Raw genomic sequence first — 3,277 nt, forward strand, 5'->3', positions numbered from 1 at the left:
ATCGGCGGCGGGACGGTCCGCGGCGGCGCGGGACGGGGCGCCGCGGGCGGGACGCGCATGGCCGCCGCGGGATCCGTGGAGTACTCGCGCCCCGGCTCCGTCCGCCAGTCCGGCTGGACCTGACCCGGCGGGGCCTGGGCGGGGTCGCCTTGGGCGAGTTCGGTCCGCGGGTGCGGCGGATCGTACGCCGGCGCGGTCCGCCCTGGTCCGGCCTGGGCGGCGGGGTCGGGCTGCGCGGCTTCGGTCCGCGGATGCGGCGGGTCGTACGCGGGCGCGGTCTCCATGTGCGGCGGCGGCGCCTGCGGAGAGCCCTGCGCTGAGCCCTGTGCGAAACCCTGCGGGGAACTCTGCGGCGAGCCCTGCGGGGAACTCTGCGGCGAGCCCTGCGAGAACCCCTGCGGCGAGCCCTGCGAGAACCCCTGCGGCGAACTCTGCGGGGAACTCTGCGGCGAGCCCTGTGGGGGCTGTCCGGCCCAGGCGGGCGGGGGCAGGGGCGGGACGCCGGAGCGGGCGCCGGGGTCCCGGGACGTGACGTTCGGGCCGGAGCCGGGCGGCGCCGTCCACGCCTCGCCCAGCGTGGTGTTGACGGCGGCCTCGCCGGACCCGCCGACCAGCGCGAGCAGCAGGTCGCGGGCGCTCGGCCGCTGCTCGGGCTCCTTGCGCAGGCACGCCTCGACGAGCCCGGCGAGCGACGCGGGCAGGGCGCCGAGCTCCGGCTCGGCGTGGACGGCGCGCGCCGCCATGATCTGGAACGAACCGTGGCCGAACGGGTTGCGCCCGTTGGCCGCGAACGCGACGAGGCAGCCCCAGGCGAAGATGTCCACGGCCGGGGTGATGTGCTGCGTGGTGATCTGCTCGGGCGCGATCCAGCCCGGCGTGCCGACGACCTGGCCGGTGCGGGTGTGCGAGCTCGCCATGTCGAGCGCGCGGGCGATCCCGAAGTCGATCACGCGCGGGCCCGAGATCGACAGCAGCACGTTGCTCGGCTTCAGGTCGCGGTGCACGAGCCCGGAGCTGTGGATGGCGACCAGCGCGGCGGCCACCCCGACGGCGACGCCGTGCAGCATCCCGGGCGACAGCGCGCCGTTCTCGCTGACGTGCTGGAGCAGCGACGGCCCGTCGATGTACTCGGTGACCATGTAGGCGAGGCCGAGGTCCTCGCCGTGCTCCAGCACCTGGGCGGTGCAGAACGAGGCGACCCGCTCGGCGTTGGCGGCCTCGTCGTGGAAGCGGGCGAGGAACGTGCGGTCGTCGGCCAGCTCCGCGCGGACGACCTTCACCGCGACCGGCCGCCCGCCGGGGTCGCGGCCGAGGTAGACCGCGCCCATCCCGCCCTCGCCGATCTTGGCCTCGATCCGGTACCGGCCGACCCGCGTGGGATCCTCCGGGCGCAGCTCGCCCAGGGACGCCGCGGTCCCCGGGCGGGAATGCGGGCTCTCCATCGGCGATCCCTTCGCCCCCACGAAGCCGCGTCTTGGCGGCCGCCCCCGCGGCGGCACGCGACTCCCTCCGGTTCACACGATGACAGAGGACAGGGCGTCCCGGCCACCCCCAATAAAGGTCAACGATCGTTCAAGACCCGCTTGAGCCGGATTAAAACTCCGTCCGCCGGCGGCGGACACGGTGAGCCGCGGCTCAGACGGGCTTACGCTTTGCGCGCGGGCGAAGGCACCCCTAAGTCCGCGGTGCGAACTCGGTGGGGGACGACCTCGATGAACCCAAGGACCCGGGGAGCGGCCGCCGCGGCCGCGCTGGTACTGCTGGCGCCGGCGGCGTGCGCGGTGCACACCGAGCGCAGGACCCGCCCCATCGCCGACGTCACCACGGTCCGCACGGTCGACCCGGCCGCGCTGCCCGGCACGACCGCGGTGACCCACATCGAGCAGGACGCCACCCGCCGCGTGTTCGCGTCCTATCCCCGGATCCCGGGCGCCGGCGCGCTGACCGCGCGGCTCGCCAAGGCGGTGGCCGCGGAGGTCCGCCCGTTCGGCGCGGGCGCGGACGGCGCGGAGCCCCTGCCGGGCGGCGGCGTCCCGGAGCTGAACGTGCAGTGGTCGCTGACCGCGGCGACCTCCCGGGTCGTCGGCGTCCGCCTCGTGACGTGGCGGTACTTCGGCACGTCCGGCGGCGAGTCCCGCGCCACCTACTGGTACGACGCCGCCACCCGCACCGCGCACCCGTCCGCCGACCTCGTGGACGGCCCCGCGGGCCTCGCGACGCTGGCCGAGCGGGTCCGCGAGCGGCTCGGGTCGCGGGCCAACCCGGCGCAGGTGCGCGCCGCCGCGGACACGTTCCCGTCGCTGGCGTTCAACGAGGCCGGCGACCTGGTCGCCGAGTTCAGCGACTACACGGTGGCGCCCGGCTCCGCCGGACGCGTCGCGGTCGCGCTCGACCGCGACGCCGCCGACCCGCTGCTGTCGGCGTTCGGACGCCGCGCCCGCGACGCGGCGCTCGACGCCCGCCCGCACCCGGCGTCCTCGCAGGCGCCCCCGCCGCCGGCGAAGGCCGGCACCCCGCGCACCGACTGCGGGCGCGCCAAGTGCATCGCGCTGACCTTCGACGACGGCCCCGGCCCCGGCACGCGGCGGCTCCTGAGCACCCTTTCCGCCCACGGCGCCCGCGCCACGTTCTTCGTGGTCGGCGAGAACGCCGCGGCCGACCCGGCGCTGCTGCGCGAGGCGGTCGCCGCGGGCAACGAGATCGGCAACCACACCCAGGGCCACCGCGACCTCACCCGGATGCCCGCCATGCAGGTCAACACCGACGTGCAGCGCACCCAGGACGTCCTGCGCGCCGCGCTCGGCCGCTGCACCACCCTCCTCCGCCCCCCGTACGGCGCCACCAACAGCACCGTCGCGGGCGTCGCGAAGTCCCTCGGCCTGACCGAGGTGCTGTGGAACGCCGACCCCGCCGACTGGCGCGAACGCGACCCCGCCGCCGTCGCCGCCCGCACGATCGCGTTCGCCCGACCCGGCGCCATCCTCGTCCTGCACGACACCCACGAACCGACGATCGAAGCGATGCCCGAAGTCCTGAGACGCCTCACAAGGGCGGGCTACACCTTCGTCACAGTCACCAACCTGATGGCCACCCGCAAACCCCCACAAGGTAGCCCTTTCTCGGGTCTGTAGCAGTGTTCATTGCAAAGCCCTCGGCGTCGGGCCTGGGGGCCCTCCTTAGACGTCATCTCATTTGGTGTGTCGGCGGTAGCCTGCCGTTCGTGGAGATGGTCGAGCGGTTGGTGCCTGAGGAGTTGTGGGAGCTGTTTCAGCGGGTG

The 3,277-nt window shown here is 75.2% G+C and carries 2 protein-coding genes; one reads left to right on the forward strand and one right to left on the reverse strand.

Annotated elements, in window-relative coordinates; genetic code table 11:
• The coding region (locus tag E1300_RS48615; RefSeq protein ID WP_131764022.1) for a serine/threonine-protein kinase at nt 1-1,442 on the reverse strand (1,442 nt) is incomplete at its 3' end.
• Nucleotides 1,443-1,712: 270 nt separating this feature from the next.
• Between E1300_RS48615 and E1300_RS48620 the strand changes: the two genes are divergently transcribed.
• Complete coding sequence (locus tag E1300_RS48620) at nt 1,713-3,131, forward strand: polysaccharide deacetylase family protein (RefSeq protein ID WP_165503342.1); 1,419 nt, start codon at nt 1,713-1,715, stop codon at nt 3,129-3,131.
• Nucleotides 3,132-3,277: the final 146 nt, after the last annotated feature.

The sequence above is a fragment of the Actinomadura fibrosa genome, from assembly GCF_900659615.1.
In the GTDB taxonomy this organism is placed as follows: domain Bacteria; phylum Actinomycetota; class Actinomycetes; order Streptosporangiales; family Streptosporangiaceae; genus Spirillospora; species Spirillospora fibrosa.

What these genes read in the sequence shown, in the direction of transcription:
- E1300_RS48620 (WP_165503342.1), top strand. Translation starts at nt 1,713, where the DNA reads ATGAACCCAAGGACCCGGGGAGCGGCCGCCGCGGCCGCGCTGGTACTG.